Source organism: Aquimarina sp. AU58 (assembly GCF_900312745.1).
Classification (GTDB): domain Bacteria; phylum Bacteroidota; class Bacteroidia; order Flavobacteriales; family Flavobacteriaceae; genus Aquimarina; species Aquimarina spinulae.
This window is the reverse complement of record NZ_OMPD01000009.1, coordinates 729,081-754,321: the sequence shown is the minus strand read 5'-3', so window position 1 is coordinate 754,321 and position 25,241 is coordinate 729,081. Positions and strand designations below refer to the sequence as shown.

Genomic DNA, 25,241 nt, shown 5'->3' with positions numbered 1-25,241 from the left:
TTTGACGACTTAGTAAATTTCGAAGCCTTTCAAACTATCTTAAACCATCCTACGTTTTTATACATTGCTGGCTATTGGCTTTATTTTTTCTCTATTATTGCAGGTAATATATATTCCTTCATCATTTTGTCTGCATTAGCATGAGCATTTGGATTGTTATATGCAGAAGAAGTAATAACAACAACAAAAGGAATGTTTTTAAAGATAAAAATCTTATTCCCACCTCTACCACTACAAAAAGAAACTGGGTAATCTTTGCCATTAATGGTATATATTTTATTCCAGAAAAGGTAGCCGTAGTAGCCATCTTTTATACCAGCATAGGCTTGTGATACTTGTTTTGATACACTTTTCTCTACCCATTTTTCTGTTATAATTTGTTTGCCATTCCATTTTCCTTTGTTTTTGTATAATTGCCCATACTTAGCAAAGTCGATGGCTCTTAACTGTATTCCCCCAGCGGTATTCCCAACTTTTTGTGGTGTGTATTGCCATTTATAATTGGTAATATTAAGTGGTTCAAATAATTTTTTATCTGCATAAGAAATTAACCCTTCAGGAACAGATTTATGAATGATATCTCCTAAGATCACAACTCCAGCAGTAAAATAAGTAAAATCTTTTCCTATTGTTTTATCTTTCTGCATTGGTAAATCAAGTGAAAATTTAACCCAGTTATCGGTTGGATACATATTTTCTTCATTTCCTAAACTATTGTAATCACTATCATCACCAAGAAATCCCGAACTCATAGTTAGAAGAGATTTTAATGTTACAGAATCTTTCTTACTGCTATAATTTTTAAAGGATTTTAATTTGTAAAAATCTTTTAAAAATGCATTTTCACTATTGATATAGTTTTCTTTAATAGCAATCCCCAGCACTGTAGATGCAAATGATTTCCCTACAGATCTTGAGTTGTGTAAACTATTTCTGTCTTCACCATTAAAATATTCTTCTATTAAAAGCTTGTTTTCTTTTATAACGACAACTCCATTAATATTTTCGAATCTTTTTTCAGCTATTTTTCTATTTAGTGCTTCTATTTTGTGACGATCAAAACTATCTTTAGATAATTGCCAACCACTATCGGGCTGTATTTTTTGAACTGGTATTAGACTTTCGTCTATAGCAATTTTGGCCACTTCGATTGTTATATTTCCTTTGGCTAAAATCGCACCTACTTTTAGCGTTTCTTCTTTTAAATAGGGTCTTACTTCAATAGTTAAAGAATGGTTACCTTCTACGAGAACATCTTGTCCTCCACTTAATTTCATAAACTTTAGCCACATAAACCAACCCCAAAAATCAATCTGTTCGGGATACATTAACGGAACCATATGTTTAAGTTTGGTTGTTTTAGAATCTATAGTTCCTGCACCTTTGTTTAAATTTTCTACATGAACTTTTTTTCCATCTACTAAAAACGAAAATTGAAAATTCCCTTTATTCAATAATTGATCTTGTGATAAGCCTGGGGATAATAATTTAAGGCTTTCAATAAGAGGTTTATTTAATGTAAAATGAATGTTCAGAAACTCATCTTTATTAAGTGTAAAACTATTGACGTAGTCATTTGGTGTAGGTTTATTTTTTTTAAAGTCAACCTTTGAAAAAAATAGATTCTCAATTTCATTGGTTTGAGATTTTTTTGGTGTTGAACTTTTACTAGTATTGCATGCTACGATGAAGCAAACAATAAGTACTAAATAATTTGATTTCATTTTTGATTTCATGTTTGATTGATAATTGAATTATTCAACAAACATAGATCTACCAGGGCTTACAAAAGCTCCATATTATAGAATGGGACTCATTTAACGCTATTGAGAGTCTTTTTTTATTGATTTCTTATAATGCAAAGGAGTAATGCCCTTAATATTTTTAAAGACTCTGTTAAAAGTTGTTTTTGAATTAAAACCACACTCAAAAGACAAACCTAATAAGGTTATGTGATCATAATTACCACTATGTAATTTTTCGATAATAGCATTTACACGATATTCATTTACAAAATCCGAGAAATTTTTATCCAAACCATCGTTTATTACTTTAGACAAAATATTGGGGTGCATTTTAAGGTTTTCTGCTAAAGACTTTAATGTCAATTCTGAGTTAAGATAAAAACGATTAGTTACCATTTGCTCTTTTAACCAAGATGCTTTTTTGAAGATTTCTTCAGATGGCTTTTCTTTATCAATACTATTTTCTCTATTAGCCTCGAGTAAAATTACTTCTGGTCTTAAAAAAGCTTCTGCACTAATCCAAATAGTGATAATAGACAGTACTGCATAAATTGGGTAATAATCACTTATGCCTAACTGAAAATTAAATACTATATAATCAATAATAGTATAGGGTGTCCATAAAAACCAAAGTACAGCAAATACGATAATCAACCTATATAACCATCTTAAGCTATATGCGTCATTATTGCTGTAATTTTTATTTAACCATGTGTGATAAACTTTAATTTCTTTTAGGGCATATAAACAATAGGTTACTATAGAAATAATTGCAAAAAACTGAACAACAGGCATTAATTGAAGATAGGTATTCGTTTCTATACCAATAGTATTATTAACAAGTGCATCACGACTAATCATAAAATGTATCGCGAGTTCTATTACTAATGGCAAAAAATGAATGCTGTCTTTTTTAGAAAGACGATAACTAAAGTTGGTTATTTTTTTTACATATAAATATAATAATGGTCCAAGAGCTAAAGAATAATTTAATGGTATTAAATAAAAATGTGGTATATAATTAGTGATTTGAAAATCCAAACTCAATATCCAAATATTCCAAAAAACAATAATAAAAGTAACTAAGCCAAGTAGTACATTAGCTTTTTTATTTATCCGCTTAGTAAAAATAAGTAATAACCCAAATGTGGTTCCTATACATATAGATGCTATTATAATAAGGTTGAAAATATTTAAATTGATTTCGCACATTATATAACGGCTCGGTTACAAAAAGAAATTCCAAACCAAACCAAAGCGCAATACAGCATCACGTGTTGCATATCCCGGTGCAGAAAACTCGTTGTTCTGTCTAAAGGCTTCACCAAAGTTTTCGACTTTAAAAAAGATTCTTGTCTGTCGTACCTTGGCATTAAAAAAGATATCAAACTGAGGGTAACCACCAATCTCTTCGGTATTTTGAACATAAAACTCGGACAACACAGGATCGTATGCATCTGCTTTATAGCTTGTAAAGTATTTAAAAGTGACTCCTGTTTGTAAATACAATGCTTTTTTAAACCAGTGATCGTGATAATACAAACTGTTTCTGGTGGTAATTTCGGGTACATTATATATCTGATCTCCTCCCTGAATGTTTTGATACATTACGGTATTATCAAGACCTAGTTTCCAGTATTTAAGTCCTTGTGAAAGTTTTACCTTCAGTACATCAATACTTTCTGGAGCTTGTAGAGGTACAATTGCAGCATTAGCATCCTTTGTAAAATAGGTATATTTACTAATCGTAGCATAGCTCGCTTCTACTTCAGCAATTTTCCTGGCTTTGATATTAACCTGTATTTTTTGAGTTTCGGTATTATCAAAATTATTTTGCCAGTTATAGTTTACATAATCACTTTGGTAGAGTAAAAAATTATAATTGGGAGCAACAGATGTAGAACTTACTTTGGCCTGGATACCATAGTTATCATTAAGGTCATACCCCGCACCTGCATTAAAATAATTTCCTGTAAAATCACCAGAAACAATGGTCATTCCATCTGCAAACAGCTTAAATCCTTTATAGGTATTCTTATACTCACCCCCAACAGAATATATATCTCCTTTAATACGATTTGTTATATTTATTTGAGCACCAGAACTGTTTACCTGATTTACAATTGCATTATACCCGTAATTATAATTAGAGCTTCCGCCCAGTACACGCAGATTCCCCAACCACTTATTGGTAAAATCTACAAATACCTGGTTGCTAAAATCTTCTAAAGCTACATTATCAGAAATATTTGTAGCTACATAGGATGCCCCCAAGAGATTATCGGGAGCAATTGCTGCCTGATCATATTTAAATCTCTTATCTGTAAGATCCATTATATGTCCTACCGACAATGCTGTAGAAGAACTATCTGTTTTTTTAAGTATTGCGTATTCGTGATTTAGATAAAATCGTTTTCCTAGTAATATACTTTCGGCATTTTGAAAATTAACAGACACCGAACCTCGATCTGCAAATTCATCTTCTTCTCCAACAAAATTGCCTGTACCCAAATACTGATTTAGTCCTTCTGCCGATAATCCTCCATTTTCTTCATTAAGCAAATCTTGTGACACAAAATGAGTACGTACTCTATACCGGTCATTTTTGGTCGAATAACTAGCTGTAGCTCTAAAATTACCTGTACTCGTTAAAGCATGTTGATATTTCCCCAAAGATCGTACGCCTTTATAAGCGATCGAAAGATTAAGTCTTGGTGAAGTATTTACCGTAAAAAAAGCATCTAGTTGCTGCCCTTGTTCAAAAGTAGTTCTAAAATACAACTCGGTAAGCGGGGTAGGCACCTGGTAGTACTTTATATCTTCGGCTTCCATAAAATTGAAATGCCTGGCCCTGGCTCCCATAAGTGGTAATATATGGTCTCGCTCTTCTCGCTTTGCCAAACTATTATAGGTTTGCCCAACATTATGAATAGGAAGTAACTCAAAATCATCTCTACGCAGATAATTAAACTTATAATCCTTTAGTATCGTTAATGTTGTATCCTGATACGTTGTATCATTTTTTATCGTAATGATCTTATAGTCTGTAACCGGTGGCTTCTTTTTTTTAGTCTTTGGCTGCCTTAACGATTTTCTGGGTTCTTGAGATCCATCTCCTAGATTAGAATCACCTACTCTCTCCTGATCTCTTTGTGCCCACATCATCGAAACCGATAACAGTGCAACTATAAATATTATGTTTTTTCTCATTAGAATGCTAAACTGTGGCAAAAATATACTTTTTTAACGAAAGTAAATGATACTCATTGTTTGTTTAAATTAACTTTTTAGTCAATTTATAAAAATAGTTTTTAGGTATTCTATTCATACCGTATCTTCGTAATATGCTTACATTACAATTAAATCCAGACATTCTCGAATGTGGCACCGATGAGGCAGGGCGAGGATGCCTGGCAGGTCCGGTCACAGCAGCAGCCGTAATCTTACCTGGTGATTTCAATAATTCGATTCTTACTGATTCTAAACAACTTACCGAAGCCAAAAGAAATCTACTAAAACCTATAATAGAAGACTCCTCTTTGACCTACGGTGTTACACATATTTTTATGGAAGAGATTGATGAGATCAATATTTTAAACGCCTCTATTCTGGCTATGCAAAGATCGATAGCGCAATTAAAACCTGAGCCAGAACATATCATTGTAGACGGAAACAGGTTTAAGCCATATCATAATATACCCTATACTTGCGTTATAAAGGGAGACGGAAAATATTTAAATATTGCAGCAGCCTCTGTATTGGCAAAAACATATCGTGATGAGTTTATGGAAAAAATACATGAAGAGTTCCCTATGTACAACTGGAAAAAGAATAAAGGATACCCAACAGTAGAGCACCGAGATGCCATTCGAAAATATGGAATTACCAAATATCATAGGAAAAGCTTTAGGCTATTACCAGAACAACTTACACTAGATCTTAAATAGTTATATCTTTGAGGCTGAAGAAAGAGAAAAGCTTGGTTTAAAAAAGAATTTAACAAATAGATGGAAATAAATTTTAGATACCTTAAGTTAAATAAATTATTAAATTTAGATTTTATATTTTGCAAACCGGGAAACTGAAAATTTTTATTTTGACAACCAAATTCAGGAATACAAAACGCATTGGCATAATGAAAAAGATAACCGCTGTTCTTTTAATTTTTATTGCTATTTCTTGCGAGGACACATCGAAAAAATCAAATTCTTTACTGGATCACATCCCAAGAGATACTCAAATTATTATAAAAATTAATGATCTTGAAGGTGCTGCCAGTAAATTAAGAGATAATAATTTTATCAAAAACAATAACCAGATTGCTTTTTTCGAATACTTCAAAAACTTGTCTATTCTGGATCAAACGCATCAGACAGAAAGCATATTATGTTTCTCTCCATTAGGAAAAAACGATTATGAATATACCTATATTTCAAAATTCGATCCTTCTGTAATCAATACCGATTCGCTAAATACAAAGCAGATTGAAACTATAAATTATTCTGAGAATACCATTTATAAGGTGACATCAAAGGGAGAATCATTTTTTGCTACCCGACAGGATAGCCTGCTTATTGCCTCTTCTTCTCAATTATTGATCGAAAATGCAATACGAATGCAAGCCGCTCCAATTCCTATTGATAAAGATTTACAAAAAGTATATGAAGTGTCTGGTACCGAAAACACATTATCTGTACTGGTAAATGGGAAAAAATTACAAAACATTCACAATACATTACTGCCTAATACAGATCTCAAAAGCTTGCAAAATTTTAGCGGTTGGATATCAGCCGATGCTACTATAGGACAGGATGCAATGTACCTGGATGGTATTGCTATAGAAAAAGATTCACTATCCAGTACCATTGGGATTTTTGATAATACAATCGCCCAGGAGAATAAAATTTCAAAAGTGACACCTGTTACTGCAAGAGGGTTTATCTCTTATACTTACGATGACTTTGATGTATTGAAGAAAAATCTATCCTTAGCGCAGGATAGAGAATTAGAAGATATCCCTGGAGACCTTGACGATATATTATCAGGTGTTTCTGAAATCGGTATGATTTTTCTCGAAAAAGAAAATATATTAGTTCTAAATTCTCTTAACCCCGAAACGGCTCAGGAAAGTTTGGCAGGAGATAAAGTAGACACCTATAGAAATACACCAATATACAATTATAAAGGCTCCTCTGCTTTTTCGCAAATCCTTACTCCTTTGGTTAACGATTTTGACGCCAAGTTTTATTTTGTTCGGGATGATTTTATCATTTTTGGATCTTCTACAAGAGCTCTTAAAGATATTATTGCTAATATCCTGAATCAAACATTACTCTATGATCAAGAGTATTACAAAGCAACTGTAAAAGATTTATCCGACGAATCTTCAATATTAATAGCAGGTACTATCAAAAACATAAAAGAATACATTTCTAAAAATGTTGAAGAAGAACATTCATCGCAATGGCAAGCACTTAAAAATAAAGGATATCAAATAGGAATAGTACAGGTTGTAAAAGAAAACGATTTTGCTCACGTGCATAGCATTTTACAAAAAAGCAGAGCTAAAGGTGCCGCTACATCTGTCACACAAATTGCATCAACTACTTTGGAAAATAAGGTATTAACCAGGCCCGTTCTTGTTAAAAACCACAGAACCAAAGGTATGGATGTTACAGTACAGGATATCGAAAACAATGTATATCTAATTTCTGATAAAGGTGCTATTTTCTGGAAAAAACAAGTCGATGGTGAAATACTAGGCGATATTCAACAAATCGATATCTACAAAAATGGCAGATACCAACTATTATTTAATACTGCCAATACCTTATATCTGGTTGATCGCGATGGAAAAGATGTAAAACCATATCCTAAGACATTTGAAAAACCAATTACACAACCTCTTGCGTTATTTGATTATGACAAAAGCAAGCGTTATCGTATTGTTATTACCCAGGGCAATGAAATAAAAATGTTTGATGCAGAGGCAAAAGCTGTAACCGGTTTTAGGTTTGAAAACACAGAAACAGATCTTATTTTACCGCCAAAACATATTAGAATCGGAACTAAAGATTATATTTTACTTTCTGAAAAAAATGGAACATTAACTATCCTAGATCGAATAGGTAAACCGCGAATTAATGTAAAAGAAAAAGTTGATTTTTCTAAAAATGAATGGTACCAATACCTGAACAAATTTACATCTACTACTAAAAGTGGAAAATTAATTCAAGTACAAAACGATGGTAATGCTGTAGAGCAAAATCTAAGTTTGCATGAGGATAATAGAATGGTAGCTACCAATAAAACCCTGGTTACTTTTTCTGAAAATAAACTTACTATAAAAGGTAAAACCCTTGAACTTGATTTTGGAGTGTATACAGAGCCTAAACTTTATTTTATCAATAATAAGATTTATGTTACCATTACAGATATACAAGCCAAAAAAGTATACTTATACGATAGCAATGCTGAGCTATTTCCTAATTTCCCGGTATATGGTAATTCTGTATTAAGTTTAGGGAATATGGATAAGGATCCTAATCTCGAATTTGTAGTTCAGGGAGAAGAAAATGGAGTGCTTATCTACCAAATAAATTAATCTATTGTTAAAAAAAACGATAAAAGAAAACCCGAAATTTAAATTTCGGGTTTTCTTTTATCAGAACTCAATATATACATAACTCCATACTACAGAGCATTTTCCTGCTTTTCACCTTACTACTTTAAGGAAATACATTTATATATTTTATTTAACATTAATTTAAGATTTTGAGCCAGTTATTATTATTTTATGTTAAATGTTATTTTACAAGTACTAAATTTCATGATTAAGAGTTGTACAGCCAATGACATAGATTTACTAACACAAACCAAACTCAATTATGAAAACAAGTATTTTTAACAAAATACTGGTGCTCACGTTTTTACTCGTGAGTATTAGTGTTAATGCACAACTATGGAGTCCCGTATCTCCTGCAAAAGCACAAGTCAAATCCAAAGAATTTAGAAAAACAACTCCAACGCAGTATCAACTATTTAACTTAAACACTACAGCGTTAAGATCTATCTTGCAACGTACACCATCAAGAGTACAACAAAAAAGTTCTGGTGTTGTAATCCAACTCCCTACTGCAAAAGGAGTATTACAAAAATTTAGAATTCTTGAAGCTTCTGTTCTTGAAGAAGGACTCGCAAAACGATTTCCAAGTATCCAATCTTTTGTTGGATACGGGATTGATGATCCTACATCTATTGCCAGATTTAGTTTCTCTAATGTTGGTTTACACGCCATGATAACTTCTGGAAATCATTCGACCATCTACATTGATCCTTATACAAAAGACAAAACGAGTTATATCTGTTATGCTAAAGCAGATCTACCTGCTGATCCTAATAGTTTTGAGTGTCTGGTTGAAGAAAACGTTAAATCAAACTTTTCTAATCAACAATTCAATGCTTTAAAAAATGCCAATGATGGTAAACTAAGAACTTTTAGATTAGCTATCGCATGTACCGGAGAATATTCTCAATTTCATATCAATAATCAGGGAATTAGCTCTGGCGCATCTGATCAGGTAAAAAAAGAAGCTGTACTTTCTGCTGTAAATACCACCATGACTCGAGTAAATGGTATTTTTGAAAGAGACCTTGCTCTTACCATGGTACTGGTAAATAATAATACAGATATCATTTTTCTAGACGCTAATACCGATAACTTAAGTAATAGTAATGCCAATGCATTAATTAATGAAAGTCAGACTGTTTGTGACAATGCTATTGGTTTTAACAATTATGACATCGGACATGCATTTAGCACCGGAGGAGGAGGACTGGCACAACTTAGATCTCCTTGTACAAATTCTAAGGCACGAGGAATCACAGGAAGTGGTCGTCCTATCGGAGATGCGTATGATGTAGATTATGTTGCTCATGAAATGGGACACCAATACGGTGGAAATCATACTCAAAATAATAGCTGCCAGAGATCTAATGCATCTGTAGAGCCAGGAAGTGCTTCTACGATTATGGGATATGCTGGTATTTGTTCTCCAAACGTACAAAACAATAGTGATGCTTATTTTCATGCAATTAGCATCCAGGAAATGTGGCAGAATATTTCGCAAGGAAACAGTACATGTGGTAATCAAACTAATACTGGTAATGCTGCTCCTACTGCTAATGCCGGACAGGATTATACGATTCCTGCCTCAACACCATTTGTGTTAAAAGGTAATGGATCTGATGCTAATTCGGGAAACAATCTTACGTATTGCTGGGAGCAAATGGACGCGCAACCTGCAACTATGCCACCTGTTGCCACTTCGACCAACGGACCTGCTTTTAGATCTTTAACTCCAACTGCTTCGTCGGATAGATATATGCCGGCATTACCAACAGTTATTTCGGGGCAAACCTCTTCTACCTGGGAGGTTGTTCCTTCTGTAAGCAGAACAATGAATTTTAGACTTACCGTAAGAGATAATGCATCTGGTGGAGCAAGTACTGCCAGTGACGATACAAAAATAACCGTTGCTGGTGCAGCTGGGCCTTTTGTTGTTAATGCACCCAACACCAATGTTAACTGGGCTTCGGGATCAACACAAACCGTTACCTGGGATGTTGCCGGAACAACTAGTAATGGTATTAATGCTGCCAATGTAGATATTTTACTATCTACCGATGGAGGAAATACGTATACAACAACAATCGCCTCTGCAGTACCTAATGATGGTTCTCATAGCATCACTGTGCCAAATGCAGTAGGAACACAGAACAGAATAATGGTCAGAGGATCTGGGCATATTTTCTATGATATTTCTAATGCTAATTTTGAAATCTCTGGAGGAAGTGGTGGAGATACACAAGCACCTACAACTCCTGGTGGTTTAGCTGCTTCAAATATCACACAAACTACTGTTGATCTTAACTGGAACGCCGCTACAGATAATGTGGGGGTTACAGGATATGATATCTATCAGGGAAATACTGTAGTCACTACAGTAACCTCTACTTCATATCAGGTTACCGGATTATCGGCTAATACATCATATAGTTTTAGAGTAAAAGCAAAGGATGCAGCAGGTAATGAATCTAATTTCAGTAACACTGCTAATGCAACTACGCTTTCACAACCAGATACTCAGGCGCCAACAACTCCTGCTAATTTAGCAGCTTCTAATATTACAAAGACCACAGTTAATCTTTCCTGGGATGCTTCTACCGATAATGTAGGGGTTAGCGGATATGATGTTTATCGAGGTACTACAGTGATCTCTACAGTTACTACTACTTCTTATCAGGTTACTGGATTATCACCAGATACTGCTTACAGCTTTAGCGTAAAAGCAAAAGATGCTTCTGGTAACGAATCTAATGCCAGTACTACTGTAAATATTACTACACTTCCTGATACAGGAGGTTCTTCTTGTACCGCAGAGATCTCATCATTTCCATATACTGAAGGATTTGAAAATACTCTTGGAGCATGGAAACAGGCAACCGGAGATGATTTTGACTGGGCTGTAGATGCTAACGGAACTCCATCTAGAAACACAGGACCTTCTAGTGCTTCACAAGGAACTTATTATGTATATATGGAATCGTCTACGCCTAATTATCCTACCAAAAGAGCAATTCTTAACTCTCCTTGTTTTGATTTAACCGCTCAGACAAAAGCTAATTTCTCATTTAAGTATCACATGTATGGCGCTTCAACTATGGGTAGTTTAGCATTAGAAGCCAGTAATGATAATGGTGCTACATGGACCTCGGTTTGGTCTAAATCAGGAAATCAAGGGAATTCATGGCAATCGGTAAATGTAGATTTAAATACATACTTAGGTGCTACAGTACAATTACGTTTCAATGGAGTTACAGGCAACACCTGGCAAGGTGATATAGCTATAGATGATGTGAGTCTGAGCGAAGGAGGATCACAAACTACCTGTACTGATGTAGTATTAACTCTTAATTTTGACAATTACCCACAAGAGACAAGCTGGCAAATTACCGATAGCAATAACCAGGTCGTTGCATCGGGAGGAACTTATGACTCTCAACCTGATGGATCAACATTAACAATTACAGAATGCTTAGAACCAGGAACCTATACTTTTACACTTAATGACACGTATGGTGATGGTATCTGCTGTGCTTATGGTAATGGATCATATACGCTTACTTCAGAAGGAACAACAATAGCCTCTGGAGGATCTTTCGGATCTTCTGAAGCTACGACATTTACAATCGGTAGCCCCTCTGCAAGATCATTAGTAACCATAGAGGGTACAACAACTACAAAACAAGTAGAAGTATCTGCATTCCCTAATCCTGTAGGAAAAGATCGTTTACTACATGTAATCGTTTCTAAAAAAGATACTTCATATGAGATTGTAAGTATTCTTGGAAAAATCGTAATGAAAGGTAAGTTAGTTCAAAAAACAATCAATACCAGTGCATTACCATCGGGATTATATATCCTGAAACTTAACCCGGGAGGCGAAGGTAAATACAAATCTTTTCAATTTGTACAAGAGTAAATATTCGATTATAGTTAATTATGGTAAGCGATGCATTGAGAAATGCATCGCTTACTTTTTTAAGTTAAACCCGAATTAAAGTCTTACTTTTTCTTTAATGTTGAAGGTTTTATGAGAAACCTCAGGTATGCTAAGGGATATATCAATATTGATTTCGTCTTTTGATTTTTGAAGCGTTAAACTCCCATCTTTTACCTTATAATATCCTGCCTCTCCTCTACAAAAACAATGTTTTCCAAAAAGTAAATCTACTTGTTTTAATGCCTCACCTTTTAAACGTAAAGTCTCTGCATCTTTATTGATTTCAAAATGTATTGTTTCAGAATAATCCCCATCTGCAGTACCTTCTGGCCCTTTGATTAAAAATTTAAATTCGACAACTATCCCCTCTCCTTTTTCGATAACAGGATAATATCTACCTGTGGTATCTTTTTTTAACACCAGCGAAGAATTTTTATGAAGTTTGATAGTACAGTCTCCCCCCTCCGGGCAATACTCTTTATCATTATGAGGTATAGAAACTACTGCTATTCCTTTTGAAGAATCGACTGTGTTTTGAGTTTTGCATGCCCATACCAGCATAAGAGCACTAAGAAAAGTATATACCTTCATCTGTTTTATCATTTTTAATCTTTTTTTATTAAAAAGATTAGATTGTTATTATGAAGGGATTTACACTTTTTTCAGTGGCTATAAAATGCTATTTTTTACTCCTATTTTCACTTCACTCAAAAAAATAAATCACCTTTACATATAAAACCCGGGATTAACTTTTTTAGTATGAAATGAACCATAATAATGTAGTTAATATCAACCAAAATTAGTATTGGCGAATTCCTATCCGACCGATACTACAAATAAAATAAACAGATGAAACGCCGAAGATTAAATTTCGGCTTTTTGTGGTATAAATTCTGCTTCAAAAAGAGTTGTGAAATGTTTTAGCAACTTTGCTTTAACCTCATCTACGTCTACACGATCTACTCCTAATTCGACATGCAAAGATGTAACGGTTTTGTCTTTAATTCCGCAAGGAATAATGTGATCAAAATACCCCAGGTTAGCATTAATATTTAAGGCAAAGCCATGCATTGTAACCCAGCGACTGGCCCGAACTCCCATAGCACAGATTTTACGGGCAAACGGAGTGCCCACATCAATCCACACTCCAGTCTCGCCTTCACTTCTTGTGGCATTAATATCATATTCTGCCAAAGTAAGAATCACCATTTCTTCTAAAAAACGAAGATACTTATGGATATCGGTAAAGAAATTATCAAGATCAAGAATTGGATATCCTACAATCTGCCCGGGGCCATGATAGGTAATATCTCCTCCTCTATTAATTTTATAAAATGTGGCTTCTTTTTCTTTTAATTGCTCTTCTGATAATAACAAATTGCTGATATCACCACTTTTACCCAATGTATATACATGTGGGTGTTCTACAAAAAGAAAGTGATTTGGTGTACTAAGCCCTACATCTTCTCTTCGATTTTTTATTTTTATATCTAAAATCTCTTTAAAAAGAGTTTCCTGATACTCCCAGGTTTCTTTATAATCTTTACGGCCAATATCCTGGAGTTGAATTTTTTTATTCATAGTTCACAAAGATACGTCTTAAAAAAAGTGAAATGATATTTTTTTTAATTTTCAAGCTCTACTTCGACATCTAATATCTTAGGGTTTTCCATAAAGTCAATAAACCCGACTTCGAGTATAAAACTCTTCATATCTAAGCTAAATGTGGCTTTATCAGATGACATTTTTACTATTTTTCTCGGAAAAGTATACTTCAATTTATATTTAGAGCTTGCTAAAAACATTTTAGCTTTCTCTAAACTATCCATGCTTTTTTTAACCTTTTCTTCGTCAATAATCTCTGTAATCCTACTAAACTTATTGTTTTTAAAACTATATCTTACTTTGGTCCCTCCTTCTTCCGATGTTAATGTTTCGAGAGGATCAAACGTGCTCCCACTTCCCGGAGTCTTATTATTCTTGCCTTCGATAACCATAGCAGTTTTAAAATCACTAAATATATCACCTAACTCAGAAACGTCTTTAAAGCCTTTGTACATATCCATATTCATTTCTTTAGCTTCAGAGTTGACTACGATATGCATTTCAAAGTCTTTTAACCTTTGTAATCGTTCCTGCATTTCTTTTGACAATTTTGAAATACTGTCCTTATGCTCCTCTAAAAAATCGTTAAAAACCAGTAGCGAGTCTATTTTTTCTTTCTTTTCTGCAACCTGTCCTTCACCCATCTTCATAAGCTCCGATCCATCAAAGTTTATGGTAATTTTTCCTGTTCCATCTTCATTCAGATTCAAATGCTCGGAAAATTGACATCCTACCAAAAGTAAAGATGATACTATAGTTAACACACAAAGACTAAATCTTTTCATATACTTTATTATTTATTCGAACTAGAGTACCTATTCTAACAGATCTATTTTCATTAAGATTATGGATAGTACCCAGCTAACTTTTACTTACACTTTCGATCTGTGACGTAAAAGTAAATTAAATATTATAAATTATACTGTAGAATATATAATAGCTATAAGTATTGCTTTATACATAAGCTTTTTTTGCGAATACTAATTATGTAGTAGTCTTAAAACCATTTTTACTAACATTAATTTTCAATTCTTTACGTTCTACAGGAATTTCAGAAAAGCTTTGTCGTTCTGAATGGGCTTTAAATTGAATCTGAAGAGTATCGTTTCCATTGTACTCCAGTGAATCAATTATAATTCTATCTCCCAAAAAATGAGAATCAATTTGTTTAATTATTTTATCCTCATAATTTAAAACAAACATACCTATATAATTAAAAATACCAGAACCCTGATTTGAAACCTTGAAAGGAACCACAAAATATAGTTCATTTTTAGAAGATTGATTAAAGGTTGTTATTTTTAAATAATCAACAATAACTTCTCCTCGTCCCTCTCCATCGACATACACTCCTTTTGCCACATGTAAAGAATCTATATCAACTTCTGAAATTTTACATTTAGCATTTGTTTCAGGGATTTTAATAATCCAATCATTAGACGTTTTTAAACTAAATAATTTTAATAAAACGTCAGATTGTGAAGATGTATCTTCATTCTTACAACTTTGTACTATCGCTACTGTCATGATAAGGATAATTACTCTACCTGTTCTAATTATTCTTTCTTTGATCATATTGATTTTATCGTTTTATTTATTTACATCTTGCAATATCCATTCAAGCTCCTTGTCTACCCCTTTTTTTGTTTCGATATAAACATCTGGTTTAATCCCAAAACCATCGGGTTCTACAGTATGAGGCGCGTTTATTTTCATCAACCCTACTCTCATATTTATTTTAGAATTGGGAAGCTCTACATAGGCAAAAAAGCCTGCAATGGTACCATTATATGCCCCACCAGTTTCTTCCCCTACAAAAGTAGCACGTTTGGTCGCTTTTAGATGAGTAGATAAAATACTACTTGCAGAAAAACTTTCCCCATCTATTAAAACATAAAGTTTACCGGTATATGAATTTGATTTTGGTGTTCTGAGTTTACTATACTTGAATTTAAAATAAGGATCTCCTTTTTCTTTTTTAACTTTAAAAAACTGGTATGTTGTTAACACCGGAGAGAACAGGATAGCTCCTGTTTTCCCGATCCAGGATTTTGTATGAAAAAGTGGGTATAAGAAGCTTAGCCGTTTCGTCATTTTTGCCTTTTCGATAAATACATATTCTTTATCGGTCAAATACGAATAGAGTTCTTCTATTTCTGCTAATCTGCCTCCCAGGTTTCCTCTTAAATCTATAATAAGGTTTTTACTGCTTGCAGAATCTATCTTTGAGAAGCTTTCTTCATAAAAATCTTTATAATTCCCATTCGTAAAACTTCTTATTTTCATATAAGCAATAGCAGAAGTACTATCTGATGTAATAAATTTAAAATTTCTATTGTATTCTTTCTTGTACGTATCAAAACCATATTTATTATGCTGTTTACGTATCTCTTTATTCTTTTTTCTGGCTTTTTTTTTATCTGATTTACTTTTCTTTTCTACAGGTACAGTTATAGTATCCTTTTTTATCTTTTTCATCTTTTTGCTATATCCTGCATGTACATAACGAGAATAAATACTGTCTCTGGTTTTTAGCTTCACTAGTACACTATCTTTTTGTTGGTGTGTTCTGGCATAAAACACTCCAAAACCATGACCAATATACTTTGGGATAAATGTTCTATTATAACCATCCCCGGTATGTAATTTTTGAAAAGACACTAATAGATCACTTGTTTTTTGATGATCTACACTCAATATCTCCGAACCCACCACTAGAGTATCACTTTTTTCATAATTCTTTTCGACATATACCTTATTATCTACACTATAAAAAGCTAATGATTTAAAAGGGTAACTCCTTTTCCCTTTTATTTTTTTCTCTCTTCTTGTTTGCTTCTTATACGGAGGATAAATTGCAGTATGCCCCTGTCGTATACTGGCAACTACCGGAGCTAATTTTTTATAAAATATAATACTGGATACAGGTTGCTTTATGCTTTTCTTTAATCTATATATTTTTTTATCCAATGAATCTTTACTAATATACCAATACAAATCCGGGTGTAGTTTTTGTAATTTACGATATGCAAAATCTATATCATCGTGTATTTCTTCTGGGCTATGAAATTCGCTGATTTGTTGATTATATTTTTTTACTGAAGAACAAGCTGTTAATAAAAGAACTAATACATATAAAAATAACGTTCTAATCATAAGACTTCATTTTGGATCCGAAAGTGTACCACTAAATGTATGCCACAATTATTGTAGCTATGTATTAATCATAATTATCCTGTTTTTTTACTGTATCGACTACCTTTCTGTAGAAAAATCAGAAGTGTTTTTCTATCATTTTGGATTATTAAGTATTACCAATGCTGCTATCACTCCAGGTACCCAACCGCAAATAGTTAACAACAATACTATTACGACAGACCCACAACCTTTATCTAATATCGATAATGGTGGAAAAAAAATAGCCAATATAACTCTCCAGATACTCATAGTTTGTAATGTAAAATAAATTAAATGTTATACTTATAAGTAGATGACAATTTTATTATGTTACAATATTACTATAAAATTAATTTCTATATTTTTAACCTGGCTTGAAAATTAAAAATAATAAAACGGGCAATACCAAATTTTAAAAAGGTTTAAATGCATGAAATTACCATTTCTAATACTATACTTTAGTGTATTGATTTGTCCCAAAATACTTTTGGCACAATATGAATTTTCTGGCTATGTCGATAAAAAAAACTGGTCGGGAGATATTTATTTATCGTTGATAGAGGATTACAGAAAGTTATCGGGGATCTATCCCGAACAGATTATTCAGAAAACGGTAAGTGACTCGATGGGCTATTTTAGCTTTTCGGGAGATAATCTTCCATTACAAAATCATATGTATAGGATTCATATAGAAGGGTGTTCTGAAAATGAAAAAAAACCAATTCATTTTAATGGATTTTGCCCTTATAGTAGAGAAATACTATTTATTGCCAATAACACAGATACGCTTACCTTACCCTTTTCTTTTGATAATGAAATGTTTTGTAAAATTGTTTCGAATAATGAAAAAAGCAATGCTTTTATTAAAGTCGACTCTATCATTGATGAAATGCGTTTTGCCTTTGCTTCATATAGAAGTGAAACCAATCGTAAGATCAATGAAAAAAAATGGTTTACCACATTACAACGTTTCGTAAAAAACCAAAACGAACCCCTCACAGAACTTTATGTTTATGCTTTTTTATCTGATAAAGCCAACAATCTGTATGCACATTACCTTGAAGATTTAAAACAAAACACATATTACGATAATCTATTAGAACGATTACAAAAAAAATATCCGAATAGCACATACACCAAGCAATATGAAACAGAATTAGCTTCAGACAAATTTATAATCAGCCCCAAAGAGGTTTCATACAAAAATTGGTGGTTATGGATAGTATTAGCATGTGCTATAGCGCTTAACATTTTTCAATTTCTCAACTATCGAAAAAAGATAAATGCGTCTCATAGTTCAGAAAAAAATCTTACGCAACAAGAGCAGAAAGTATTAGACCTTATTCTTGATGACAAGACCAATAAAGAGATTGCTTCTACCATGTTTGTAAGTATTAGCACTATAAAAACTCATATCAACAATCTGTATAAAAAACTTGAGGTAAGTTCAAGAGACGAAGTTAAATCACTATATATCAAGAAATAACAAAAAATCCACCCGGGGTCTAGTCCCCTTTTCAAACCTGTTTTTATTGATTTTGTTCTCTTATGTTTTCATTTTTGATCATTCTAATCAAAATTTGAAAATCATGAAAAAACAATTCCTAATCTTAGCCAGCCTACTTGTAATGGCTGTAGTATCTTGTAAGGATGATGCTACCAAAAAGATAAACGTAGAAAATGTTGCTGTTTCTGAAAGTCGAGATGCGAAAATCTCAGATTTTCCGGTAATGGACTTTGCCGAAACCAATCACAATTTCGGAACCATTAACGAGGGTGATATTGTAGAGCACAAATTTACTTTTACCAATACCGGTAAAGCGCCATTAGTTATTATAAGTGCCAAAGGTAGTTGCGGTTGTACGGTTTCTAAATGGCCAAAAGAACCAATAGCTCCGGGAGCTACAGGAGATATGATGGTTACCTTTAACTCTAATGGTAAACCCAATCTGCAAAACAAACAGGTAACGATTACAGCAAATACCGAAAACGGTAAAGAAATACTTAAAATCAAAGCTATGGTTACTCCCAGAGCTAAAGCCGTGAGCGGGGCTCCAATAAGCAAATAGTCACTCTATACAAAAATAGGTTTTGTAACTCGCGATTAATCAACTCCTAATAGAGGGAGTTATAGTTACACTTGGGTTAAACCCAAAACGATGAAGCTTTCTGAAAAATAGAATCTCAATGTCAAACTGAGCTTGTCGAAGTTTTTATACTATTGATAGGCAATACGTCTTCGACAGGCTCAGACTGACAATGTATTTCAAACAGCCTCATCATTTACATCTTATTTCCACTTAATTTAAACCCAACACAATGAAAACAATTACATGCCTTATTACATTTATGATTTTATCCATAATGACACTTTCTGCTCAATCTTTTAATCATGAGATCAAGACAGAGGGAAGTTCTCCTATGCTTCTTGGTAAAATCAATAACCAGGGGCTAACACAAGAACCATATAACGAGTGGTTTTCAAAAAACCATAAAGAATATATCCCAAGACAAAGCAGTATAGACTCTTTAAAAGCTCAACTGCCCTCCTATGCGATTACTCTTTTTATGGGTACCTGGTGCGGAGATAGTAAACGAGAGGTTCCTCGTATGTACAAAATATTAGAAGAAAGTAGTTTTCCTCTGGATCGACTTACCGTTGTTGCAGTAGACCGAAGTCGGGAGGCCTATAAACAAAGCCCGGGAGGAGAGCACGAAGGTTTGAATATACATCGGGTGCCTACTCTAATTTTTTATAAAGACGGTAAAGAAGTTAATCGCATTGTAGAATCTCCCAGAAAAACACTGGAAGAAGATATGCTTGCTATACTCACTAAAAACTACACTCCAAAATATAGCTCGGTAATGTTAATGGATGATGTCCTTACCAAAAAAGGAACGTCCTATATCACTAAGAACGCCAAAAAATTAGTCAAACAATTTAAAGATAAGACCCAGAGTTTATACGAATTAAACACCTATGCCAGTGTTCTTTTCTATGCCGATAAAAAAGAAGAAGCCATAGCAATATTAAACTTTAATACGGCGTTGTTTCCTAAAGAAGCAAATACTTATGTAAGTCTAGCTAATAAATATCTTTACCTGGAGGATACTGCCAACGCAATCAAATACTACCAAAAATCATTAGAATTTGAAGATAATAAAGAAGTACAAGATAAAATTAAAGAGCTAAACGCTACATCACATGTTTCAAAGTAATCGTTATGATGTATATAGTCCTCATAGGTTTTTAAAAACCTATGAGGACTATTATTAGTCAAGCATTTTAATTTCAATCGTTTACCAAAACTCACAATCATCACTTTTTTGCATGCATTCGTCACAAAGTTTATTGATATGGCGACACACATATTTTTATTATTGATATTTGGCTAATAATTACAAGCAGATGTATATGTGTATATATTATTGATAATTTTCTAGATTTTTTATAGCAGCATTATTGTACCACATAGATTTGCAATCGTAACCAAAACCAAATTTCTACATTAAAAACAAAATAAAAATGCCCCTATTATCTAAAACCGACAAAAAAATAATACATGAGTTCATCAAATTGAATACGTCCCAAAATAATGCTGATTTTATTAATTTTAATGAGGAATCTATAGAAGTCATTTATAAAAAGAAAATTTCAGATGATTTTACTTTTTTGTTAGTAAGGTGGAAGACGAAAAATGAAACTAAACCATGGGGGCTTTTGCCTTTCAACGTGATGATTAATGACATAGATGAAGAAGAATTATTAAGAATCAAGGAACCCGAAAGATATTTGAGATTAATCAATCTCCTATGTGGAAAGTATTTATGTAAAAACGAACCTGAAAACATTTCTTTAATTGATGAATCATTTGAAATAGAGAATTTCAGAATGAAGTTGTTCAATAATTTTGAAGATATCCGTATTGGGTTCGATCAAAAATATGTTCATAACGGATTAGAAGTAATGAAGGGTACTTCTTCGATACTTACCTATCTAAAAACATGCGATGTTGAAATCAATTCACCTATTCAAGTATATACCAATGCCTCCAAAGAAATTAAACTTAGCGTGGCTTCTTGTATCATAAAAAAGAAAAGAAATAAACATAAACTTTGTCAAGAGAATTTATTATTTATTGAACAAAATAGTTCTGGTCATTTCTTAAAACTTTATCAGATGGCTCTTAACGGACAAAGTGCATTTAGTAAATACCCTCTTCACTATTTTATTGGAAGTAAATTGGGCCCAATCTTCATTGGCAATAAAGAGGATGACCACCTACATCTATATTAGGCATAGTTTCAATCGTTTACCAAAACCGATTACAACCATCACTTTTTTACACACATTCGTCACAAAGTCTATTGATATGACGATATACACGTTTTTTATTATTAATATTTAGCCATGCTTTATTTTGTAGCATGCTTGATAAAGTAAATCATTATAAAACAAGGCTCTAGTTTAAAATAACGTTGATCTTTATAAAATAGAACATAAAACAAATAAATACGCACAAACGCTAATAAATCTAATTGAGGGTATAATATTGTTGGTTGTAACTAACAAAACAACGATAAGTAAGCTAAATCTTTAATGGAAAATAAAACTAAACTAACTAAGGAAATTGAAATTAATGCAAGTTTACCTTGTGTTTGGGATGTCGTAACCAATCCTGAAAATATTAAATATTTGTTTAAAAATAATGCAGACACTGACTGGAAAACAGACAGTCAAATACCTTTTCAGTATGAAAAAATGCATAATGGTGTTTTTCTTGAAATAGAGGCAAATAAAATCTTGAAGTTTAATAATTTATTAGGGTTAAATGATATGGTTTCAATTATCACTTATCAATTAGATTTCAAAAAAAAGCATACAATTTTAAAAGTTACTCAACAAGGTTTTGAAAATGAGAAAATAAAAAAACACACTGAAAACAACTGGGGAATTATATTAAAAAGAATAAAAGAAATAGCAACAGTCAATAATAAATAAATCCTACCAAAATGAGGTTTATTCACCTCGTTAGAAAGAATAAAAATGGATTCTTATCGAATAAAAATAATAGATATTGATGATGCATATGTGAAAGCTACTTACTTTTTATATAGCACTCAGGTTCCGGATTTACCCTTAAAAAAGAATATTGCATTTCAATTTATTACAGATGCATATTATCACCTCAAAGAATTTGAGTCTCGGGTTTATCTCAATACTATTAAAATTAGTAGTGAAAAAATTTCCGAATTACTATACCTTTGTGCTATTCGGGAATTAAACGCCTATAATGATATGCTTAGGAATATTGATCAATCTCCAGAGTATACCGCGATTTCTAATAGGGAAATTCAAAACTTAGAACTGATACTGGATAAAAATTGGGATTTGGTCGATACATGGGAAAAAGAAATTTTTGAAGGAATCGAATATTCAAAAACTAGTATTGAGGCTCCTTCTTCGACCATTCGATTTAAAGTTAAAAATAAAAAGATACTTAAGCACCTGGTTTCTGGATTAGAATGGAGAACGTGCAGTATCTGGGATAGAAATGAGTAACCAAGAAAAACAAACTGAAAGTAAATATGAGTTTTTTAAAAAGATTATTTGGTAACAAGGAAAAGCCTATTGAAAAAGATTTTACAGATGCAGAACACGAAAAGGATTATGAATTAAAATCTAAAGGACTTGAAAATGTTCTTGGAGAAATGCATGATCTAGTTGGCCACGCAATCATACCTTTTGCAATTGGTGGAGCTGTAGATATGTATTATTTTCCAAATCATATAAAAGGAACTGGATTTGCAACCATGGAGTTATTAGACCCAAATGGTAATGGCCCTTTAAAAAATCGCTTGGGAACATATGAATTAGTCGCATTCACAAAATATGACTATCATGCTAGTAAGGATCCCCAAACGCCTTTTAATTTGGCTGAAAGAAATGCTTGTGGATTTTTAACTTCAATTGGGATGTACTCTTCTCAAGCAGTTCTTAATCCAAAAGAAACTATAGAAATCCCGAATGGAGAAGACGAAGAAAACACGTGTTTAGTATTTGATTTATACGAGCCGAATGGCAAAAAATTTAAAATCGGAGATAGAGAACATCACTTATTACTTTGCCTACAATTGTTTAGAAGTGAAATGGACTATGCAAGACAAAATGGAAGCGATAAATTGTTCAAATTACTAAAAGAAAAAGGACATTATCCTTATAGTGATTTAGATAGAGAAGCTGTAATATAAAAGAGGAACACGCAAGGTACACGTATAAAACATACCTGATAAGCACTAAGATTAGATTGCTTTTTTCAAAGTCTTAAAATTGAGGTCAAAAGTTTTTAATCAGACCTTTCATTAAATTCTTCAAATAGGCTATTTTTGTGCCTTTAAAATGACGAATTTATGCAATTATCAGAACAAGAACTTGTAAGAAGAGAAAAATTAAACGCATTACGCAATCTAGGTATCGATCCTTATCCGGCTGCATTGTATCCGGTTGACTATACCTCGAAACAGATAAAGAGCAAGTTTGAAGAAGGTAAAAAGGTAATTATTGCAGGTAGATTAATGTCGAGAAGAATACAGGGTAAAGCTTCTTTTGCAGAATTACAAGATACCGATGGTCGCATACAAGTCTATTTTAACAGAGATGAGATTTGTCCTGGTGAGGACAAACTCTTGTATAACGAAGTCTATAAAAAACTATTAGACATAGGTGATTTTATAGGTATCGAAGGAGAGCTTTTTACTACCCAGGTTGGTGAAAAGACCGTATTGGTTAAAAACTTTACACTATTAAGTAAATCGTTAAAACCTCTTCCTCTTCCTAAAACAGATAAAGAAGGAAATACTTTTGATGAATTTAATGATCCGGAGTTAAGATATCGTCAGCGTTATGCTGATCTGGTAGTGAATCCAAAAGTTAGAGATACTTTTATTAAACGCACACAGATTGTAAATACCATTCGCAATTTTTATAACGAAATGGGCTTTTTAGAGGTCGAGACTCCTATTCTTCAGCCTATACCAGGAGGTGCAGCAGCACGCCCGTTTATTACACATCACAATGCACTGGATATTCCTCTTTATCTTCGTGTTGCCAACGAGCTATATCTAAAACGTCTAATTGTAGGAGGATTTGATGGAGTGTATGAGTTTGCAAAAGATTTTAGAAATGAAGGTATGGATCGTACTCACAATCCAGAATTTACTGTAATGGAAATGTATGCTGCTTATAAAGATTACCATTGGATGATGGATACGACCGAAAAGTTGTTAGAAAAAGTAGCCATCGCACTTCACGGAACTCCCGAAGCACAATTTGGGGATAACATCATTAATTATAAAGCGCCTTATAAGCGTATTGGTATTCTTGATGCGATAAAAGAGCATACCGGATATGACCTTTATAAAAAGAGCGAAGCCGAAGTTCGTGAAGCAGCTAAGGCATTAGGTCTTGAAGTTGATGAAACTATGGGGATCGGAAAAATGATAGATGAAATTTTTGGAGAAAAATGTGAAGCCAATTATATCCAACCTACATTTATTATCGATTACCCTGTAGAGATGAGTCCACTTACCAAAAAACACCGTTCTAAAGAAGGGCTTACAGAACGTTTTGAGCTTATGGTAAATGGTAAAGAACTGGCAAATGCCTATACAGAGCTTAATGATCCTATCGATCAACGCGAACGTTTTGAAGATCAGCTTAAATTGTCTGAAAAAGGTGATGACGAAGCAATGTTTATCGATCAGGACTTTTTACGTGCCCTGGAGTATGGGATGCCACCAACCTCGGGGATCGGAATAGGTATCGACCGATTGGCCATGTTTATGACTAATAATCAATCTATACAGGAAGTACTATTTTTCCCGCAGATGCGTCCAGAGAAAAAGCAAGTAGAGCTTAATGACAATGAAAAAGCCATCTTTGAGATTCTTAAAAAAGAAAAAAGTATGGATCTATCAGAACTTAAGAGCGCTACAGGCTTAAGTAATAAAGGCTGGGATAAAGGTATCAAAGGGCTTTCTAAATTAGGATTAACAAAAGTGACCAAGACCGATGATGCTCTAATTATAGAAGTCACCGAATAGATAAAGAACAGGGAGCCTTGTTTCAAAATAGCACGTTAACATTTTT

General features: G+C 33.1%; 20 protein-coding genes. 11 read left to right on the top strand and 9 right to left on the bottom strand.

Annotated elements, in window-relative coordinates; all coding sequences use genetic code 11:
- Positions 1 to 80: 80 nt before the first annotated feature.
- The 3 genes from DK441_RS09865 to DK441_RS09855 all read right to left on the bottom strand — a co-directional run bounded on the left by DK441_RS09865 (position 81) and on the right by DK441_RS09855 (position 4,955).
- The gene (locus tag DK441_RS09865; RefSeq protein WP_235015747.1) at positions 81 to 1,724 is read right to left on the bottom strand and encodes a serine hydrolase; all 1,644 of its coding nucleotides are present in this window, start codon (positions 1,722 to 1,724) and stop codon (positions 81 to 83) included.
- A gap of 99 nt (positions 1,725 to 1,823) precedes the next feature.
- On the bottom strand, positions 1,824 to 2,957 hold the full coding sequence (locus DK441_RS09860) for an AraC family transcriptional regulator (protein ID WP_109098564.1): 1,134 nt from the start codon (positions 2,955 to 2,957) through the stop codon (positions 1,824 to 1,826).
- A 15-nt stretch (positions 2,958 to 2,972) separates the two neighbouring features.
- Positions 2,973 to 4,955: a putative porin gene (locus DK441_RS09855; RefSeq protein WP_109098563.1), complete on the bottom strand. Its 1,983-nt coding sequence runs from the start codon at positions 4,953 to 4,955 to the stop codon at positions 2,973 to 2,975.
- 134 nt (positions 4,956 to 5,089) lie between these two features.
- Here DK441_RS09855 and DK441_RS09850 point away from each other — a divergent pair, with 134 nt between their 5' ends.
- The 3 genes from DK441_RS09850 to DK441_RS09840 all read left to right on the top strand — a co-directional run bounded on the left by DK441_RS09850 (position 5,090) and on the right by DK441_RS09840 (position 12,289).
- Positions 5,090 to 5,692 (top strand): ribonuclease HII, encoded by a 603-nt coding sequence (locus DK441_RS09850; protein ID WP_109098562.1) that lies wholly within the window; start codon positions 5,090 to 5,092, stop codon positions 5,690 to 5,692.
- Between the two features lie 188 nt (positions 5,693 to 5,880).
- Complete coding sequence (locus DK441_RS09845; protein WP_109098561.1) at positions 5,881 to 8,349, top strand: hypothetical protein; 2,469 nt, start codon at positions 5,881 to 5,883, stop codon at positions 8,347 to 8,349.
- A 283-nt stretch (positions 8,350 to 8,632) separates the two neighbouring features.
- A complete protein-coding gene (locus DK441_RS09840) occupies positions 8,633 to 12,289 on the top strand; it encodes a reprolysin-like metallopeptidase (protein WP_109098560.1) in 3,657 nt (1,218 codons plus the stop codon).
- A gap of 75 nt (positions 12,290 to 12,364) precedes the next feature.
- Here the strand turns inward: DK441_RS09840 and DK441_RS09835 are convergent, their stop codons facing one another.
- From DK441_RS09835 to DK441_RS09810, 6 genes are all read right to left on the bottom strand, one after another.
- Positions 12,365 to 12,913, bottom strand: a complete 549-nt coding sequence (locus DK441_RS09835; protein ID WP_109098559.1) for a hypothetical protein — start codon at positions 12,911 to 12,913, stop codon at positions 12,365 to 12,367.
- A 261-nt stretch (positions 12,914 to 13,174) separates the two neighbouring features.
- Positions 13,175 to 13,891: a lipoyl(octanoyl) transferase LipB gene (lipB, locus tag DK441_RS09830; protein ID WP_109098558.1), complete on the bottom strand. Its 717-nt coding sequence runs from the start codon at positions 13,889 to 13,891 to the stop codon at positions 13,175 to 13,177.
- Between the two features lie 44 nt (positions 13,892 to 13,935).
- On the bottom strand, positions 13,936 to 14,700 hold the full coding sequence (locus DK441_RS09825; RefSeq protein ID WP_160112030.1) for a hypothetical protein: 765 nt from the start codon (positions 14,698 to 14,700) through the stop codon (positions 13,936 to 13,938).
- Between the two features lie 199 nt (positions 14,701 to 14,899).
- Positions 14,900 to 15,490: a hypothetical protein gene (locus DK441_RS09820; RefSeq protein WP_109098556.1), complete on the bottom strand. Its 591-nt coding sequence runs from the start codon at positions 15,488 to 15,490 to the stop codon at positions 14,900 to 14,902.
- A 15-nt stretch (positions 15,491 to 15,505) separates the two neighbouring features.
- Complete coding sequence (locus DK441_RS09815; RefSeq protein ID WP_109098555.1) at positions 15,506 to 17,071, bottom strand: S41 family peptidase; 1,566 nt, start codon at positions 17,069 to 17,071, stop codon at positions 15,506 to 15,508.
- Between the two features lie 135 nt (positions 17,072 to 17,206).
- Complete coding sequence (locus DK441_RS09810; RefSeq protein WP_074410361.1) at positions 17,207 to 17,362, bottom strand: YqaE/Pmp3 family membrane protein; 156 nt, start codon at positions 17,360 to 17,362, stop codon at positions 17,207 to 17,209.
- 160 nt (positions 17,363 to 17,522) lie between these two features.
- On the opposite strand from DK441_RS09810, the gene DK441_RS09805 reads away from it, so the two are divergent.
- The 8 genes from DK441_RS09805 (at position 17,523) to lysS (ending at position 25,195) form a co-directional block, all read left to right on the top strand.
- Positions 17,523 to 18,578 carry a LuxR C-terminal-related transcriptional regulator gene (locus tag DK441_RS09805; protein ID WP_109098554.1) on the top strand — a complete coding sequence of 352 codons (1,056 nt, stop codon included), beginning with the start codon at positions 17,523 to 17,525 and terminating at the stop codon, positions 18,576 to 18,578.
- A gap of 103 nt (positions 18,579 to 18,681) precedes the next feature.
- Positions 18,682 to 19,161: a DUF1573 domain-containing protein gene (locus tag DK441_RS09800; protein WP_109098553.1), complete on the top strand. Its 480-nt coding sequence runs from the start codon at positions 18,682 to 18,684 to the stop codon at positions 19,159 to 19,161.
- 250 nt (positions 19,162 to 19,411) lie between these two features.
- Positions 19,412 to 20,311 carry a thioredoxin domain-containing protein gene (locus tag DK441_RS09795; RefSeq protein WP_235015746.1) on the top strand — a complete coding sequence of 300 codons (900 nt, stop codon included), beginning with the start codon at positions 19,412 to 19,414 and terminating at the stop codon, positions 20,309 to 20,311.
- A gap of 307 nt (positions 20,312 to 20,618) precedes the next feature.
- A complete protein-coding gene (locus tag DK441_RS09790; protein ID WP_109098552.1) occupies positions 20,619 to 21,389 on the top strand; it encodes a hypothetical protein in 771 nt (256 codons plus the stop codon).
- 303 nt (positions 21,390 to 21,692) lie between these two features.
- Positions 21,693 to 22,094 (top strand): SRPBCC domain-containing protein, encoded by a 402-nt coding sequence (locus DK441_RS09785; RefSeq protein ID WP_109098551.1) that lies wholly within the window; start codon positions 21,693 to 21,695, stop codon positions 22,092 to 22,094.
- A gap of 45 nt (positions 22,095 to 22,139) precedes the next feature.
- On the top strand, positions 22,140 to 22,655 hold the full coding sequence (locus tag DK441_RS09780; protein WP_109098550.1) for a hypothetical protein: 516 nt from the start codon (positions 22,140 to 22,142) through the stop codon (positions 22,653 to 22,655).
- 26 nt (positions 22,656 to 22,681) lie between these two features.
- Entirely contained in the window at positions 22,682 to 23,344 is a 663-nt protein-coding gene (locus tag DK441_RS09775; protein ID WP_109098549.1) for a suppressor of fused domain protein, read from the top strand.
- A gap of 159 nt (positions 23,345 to 23,503) precedes the next feature.
- Positions 23,504 to 25,195, top strand: coding sequence for a lysine--tRNA ligase (lysS, locus tag DK441_RS09770; protein WP_109098548.1), 1,692 nt, complete (start codon positions 23,504 to 23,506; stop codon positions 25,193 to 25,195).
- Positions 25,196 to 25,241: the final 46 nt, after the last annotated feature.

Excerpts from the sequence above, each read along its gene's own strand:
- DK441_RS09865 (WP_235015747.1), bottom strand. The coding sequence starts at position 1,724 with ATGAAATCAAATTATTTAGTACTTATTGTTTGCTTCATCGTAGCATGC.
- DK441_RS09860 (WP_109098564.1), bottom strand. The coding sequence starts at position 2,957 with ATGTGCGAAATCAATTTAAATATTTTCAACCTTATTATAATAGCATCT.
- DK441_RS09855 (WP_109098563.1), bottom strand. The coding sequence starts at position 4,955 with ATGAGAAAAAACATAATATTTATAGTTGCACTGTTATCGGTTTCGATG.
- DK441_RS09850 (WP_109098562.1), top strand. The coding sequence starts at position 5,090 with ATGCTTACATTACAATTAAATCCAGACATTCTCGAATGTGGCACCGAT.
- DK441_RS09845 (WP_109098561.1), top strand. The coding sequence starts at position 5,881 with ATGAAAAAGATAACCGCTGTTCTTTTAATTTTTATTGCTATTTCTTGC.
- DK441_RS09840 (WP_109098560.1), top strand. The coding sequence starts at position 8,633 with ATGAAAACAAGTATTTTTAACAAAATACTGGTGCTCACGTTTTTACTC.
- DK441_RS09835 (WP_109098559.1), bottom strand. The coding sequence starts at position 12,913 with ATGATAAAACAGATGAAGGTATATACTTTTCTTAGTGCTCTTATGCTG.
- lipB (WP_109098558.1), bottom strand. The coding sequence starts at position 13,891 with ATGAATAAAAAAATTCAACTCCAGGATATTGGCCGTAAAGATTATAAA.
- DK441_RS09825 (WP_160112030.1), bottom strand. The coding sequence starts at position 14,700 with ATGAAAAGATTTAGTCTTTGTGTGTTAACTATAGTATCATCTTTACTT.
- DK441_RS09820 (WP_109098556.1), bottom strand. The coding sequence starts at position 15,490 with ATGATCAAAGAAAGAATAATTAGAACAGGTAGAGTAATTATCCTTATC.
- DK441_RS09815 (WP_109098555.1), bottom strand. The coding sequence starts at position 17,071 with ATGATTAGAACGTTATTTTTATATGTATTAGTTCTTTTATTAACAGCT.
- DK441_RS09810 (WP_074410361.1), bottom strand. The coding sequence starts at position 17,362 with ATGAGTATCTGGAGAGTTATATTGGCTATTTTTTTTCCACCATTATCG.
- DK441_RS09805 (WP_109098554.1), top strand. The coding sequence starts at position 17,523 with ATGAAATTACCATTTCTAATACTATACTTTAGTGTATTGATTTGTCCC.
- DK441_RS09800 (WP_109098553.1), top strand. The coding sequence starts at position 18,682 with ATGAAAAAACAATTCCTAATCTTAGCCAGCCTACTTGTAATGGCTGTA.
- DK441_RS09795 (WP_235015746.1), top strand. The coding sequence starts at position 19,412 with ATGAAAACAATTACATGCCTTATTACATTTATGATTTTATCCATAATG.
- DK441_RS09790 (WP_109098552.1), top strand. The coding sequence starts at position 20,619 with ATGCCCCTATTATCTAAAACCGACAAAAAAATAATACATGAGTTCATC.
- DK441_RS09785 (WP_109098551.1), top strand. The coding sequence starts at position 21,693 with ATGGAAAATAAAACTAAACTAACTAAGGAAATTGAAATTAATGCAAGT.
- DK441_RS09780 (WP_109098550.1), top strand. The coding sequence starts at position 22,140 with ATGGATTCTTATCGAATAAAAATAATAGATATTGATGATGCATATGTG.
- DK441_RS09775 (WP_109098549.1), top strand. The coding sequence starts at position 22,682 with ATGAGTTTTTTAAAAAGATTATTTGGTAACAAGGAAAAGCCTATTGAA.
- lysS (WP_109098548.1), top strand. The coding sequence starts at position 23,504 with ATGCAATTATCAGAACAAGAACTTGTAAGAAGAGAAAAATTAAACGCA.